This is a genomic window from Dehalobacter sp., assembly GCA_023667845.1.
Classification (GTDB): Bacteria; Bacillota; Desulfitobacteriia; order Desulfitobacteriales; family Syntrophobotulaceae; genus Dehalobacter.
This window is the reverse complement of record JAMPIU010000191.1, coordinates 1-2,272: the sequence shown is the minus strand read 5'-3', so window position 1 is coordinate 2,272 and position 2,272 is coordinate 1. Positions and strand designations below refer to the sequence as shown.

General features: G+C 44.9%; 2 protein-coding genes. Both read right to left on the bottom strand.

From position 1 onward, the window contains the following. Positions 1 to 27 precede the first annotated feature (27 nt). Positions 28 to 1,008 (bottom strand): hydroxyacid dehydrogenase, encoded by a 981-nt coding sequence (locus NC238_15660; GenBank protein ID MCM1567342.1) that lies wholly within the window; start codon positions 1,006 to 1,008, stop codon positions 28 to 30. 4 nt (positions 1,009 to 1,012) lie between these two features. Further along, positions 1,013 to 2,218 (bottom strand): 2-isopropylmalate synthase, encoded by a 1,206-nt coding sequence (locus NC238_15655; GenBank protein ID MCM1567341.1) that lies wholly within the window; start codon positions 2,216 to 2,218, stop codon positions 1,013 to 1,015. Positions 2,219 to 2,272 lie beyond the last annotated feature (54 nt).

The window sequence follows — 2,272 nt, the reverse complement described above, 5'->3', positions numbered from 1 at the left end:
GCCAATTAACAGACATCTCCCCTCCTTTTAGCGGAGCTGTTTCAGTACTTCTTTATTCACTATATGTGCCGGCACTTCCCCCCTGAGGACCTGCAGCAGTTGTTCCGCCGCCCCCATAGCCATCTTTACTTTACCGTTTTGAGTCAACGAAGATGAATGTGGTGATACCACTACATTTTCCATGGAAAACAGAGGATTGTCCTTTGCCGGGGGCTCCTGCTCGAACACGTCCAGGCCTGCTCCGGCAATTCTTTTGCACTCCAAAGCTTTAATCAATGCTGCCTCGTCTACCACTGCTCCCCGCGAGCAGTTAATTAAAAATGCACCTGGCTTCATTTGGTTTAGCTGCTGCTCTCCTATCATATGCCTTGTATCCTCCGTAAGCGGTGTATGCAGGGATACAATGTCCGCCGTCCTAAGAAGTTCTTCCAGTGTGCTCACCATGGATACACCTATGGATTCAGCCCGCTCCGCTTTCAAATAAGGGTCATAGGCTTTCACCTGCATGTCCAGCCCACGGCATCTCCTGGCAACTTCCTGCCCAATCCTGCCTAAGCCAACCAGCCCCAGTGTTTTTCCCTCCACGTCGTCCGGCTGATATTTATCTTTGATGGCATAATTACCCTGCCTTATAGCAGTATCGGCTGTCAATATCTTTTTGCTCAGCATCAAAGCCATAAGCACCACATGCTCGGCTACCGAAACGGTTGCGGCATCCAGTGTATTAACCACCATAACACCATATTCAGTGGCTGCCTTTAAATCAATTAGCTCAACACCAATACCGTGGCGGGCAATCACCTTGAGGTTGGGTGCTTTTTCAATCAGTTCCCTGTTAAAAACATTGTAGCGTACTATTACTCCCTCTACCTTTTCATCCAACAATCCTGCCAAGGTGCTTATTTCGCAGTCTGGTGCCAGCAATACTTCCTCTACATTATCCGAAAGAAGCTGCATAGCCTTTTCATGGATTGGTTGCGTTAACAATACTTTAGTCTTAATTTTCATATGCTCACCTACTAGTCTCGATAATTTTAATAAATTCGTCCTCTGTTAACAGACCCTTTTTGGCTTCTCCGGTAGCCTTGACTTTTTGCACGATTGCCTCTACTGCGTCCTGCTGTACTTCTATGCCCAGCTTGTCAAGAAAGTATTCGATCGAGGCTTTGCCGCTCTTTTTCCCCAGTACAATATCTCCCTTTCGATTAAATAGTGAGGGATCCGTTGCAAACATGGCCAAGGGCTGTTTAAGAACCAGATCCACACCAATTCCGGATTCCCTTGTATAGTTGCGTTTTCCGACAATAGGTTTGTTATCTGCTAAGGAAACTCCCGAAATGCCTTCAACCAAACTGCTAAGTTCTTGAATCTTGTTCAGTTTATAATCATTTTCCAGACCAAACAGTATTTTAAGTCCGACCATCAGCTCTTCGGTAGCGGCATTGCCGGTTCTTTCCCCTAATCCGTTGATACAGGAATGAATTACCTCGGCGCCGGCAGCAACTGCCGCAAATTCGGTTGCAACAGCCATACCGAAGTCATTATGTGTATGTACTTCTATAGGCAGACCTCCGGTAAGCCTTTTCATTTTTGTCACAAGGTAAGCAATTGTCTGTGGAAGAGCACATCCCATAGTATCAACTACTCCTACAGAATCCGGCGGTGAATTTTCCATTATGCCGTGCATCAGATTTGTAAGGTCTTCATCACGGGAACGGGTGGTATCATAGGGGAAATACACCACATAAAGTCCCTTACTTTTTGCATAATTAATACAATCCATACTTTTCTCCAGGACCTTTTCCCATGTCCAGTTGAATTGGTATTTTAGCTTTGGGTATCCTATCGGGATCTCAATTACCACTCCGTGAGCTCCGCAGTCCACTGCCATGTCAATATCGCTTCGCATTGCACGGGCAAAGGTGAAAATTTTAGCCTTTAGATTTTTTTTGCATATAACCCTGATAGCCATTTCATCGGTCTTTGAAACTGCAGGCATGCCTGCCTCAATTCGCTCTATACCGACTTCGTTCAGTTTTTCAGCTATTCTGATTTTATCCTCTAATGAAAATACTACTCCTGGCGTCTGTTCACCGTCCCGGAGAGTTGCGTCATGGATTTCGACTTTAGCAGCAGTATTAATAACAGTTCTTACTTCGGAAGTGTCATTGTATGGACTTACCCACCAAGCATTTTCTTTGTAATATGTATTCTTCATTTTTGCCTCCTTTTTCACTCCTTCTGTTGGCCCGAATAGTATATAAAATTTATA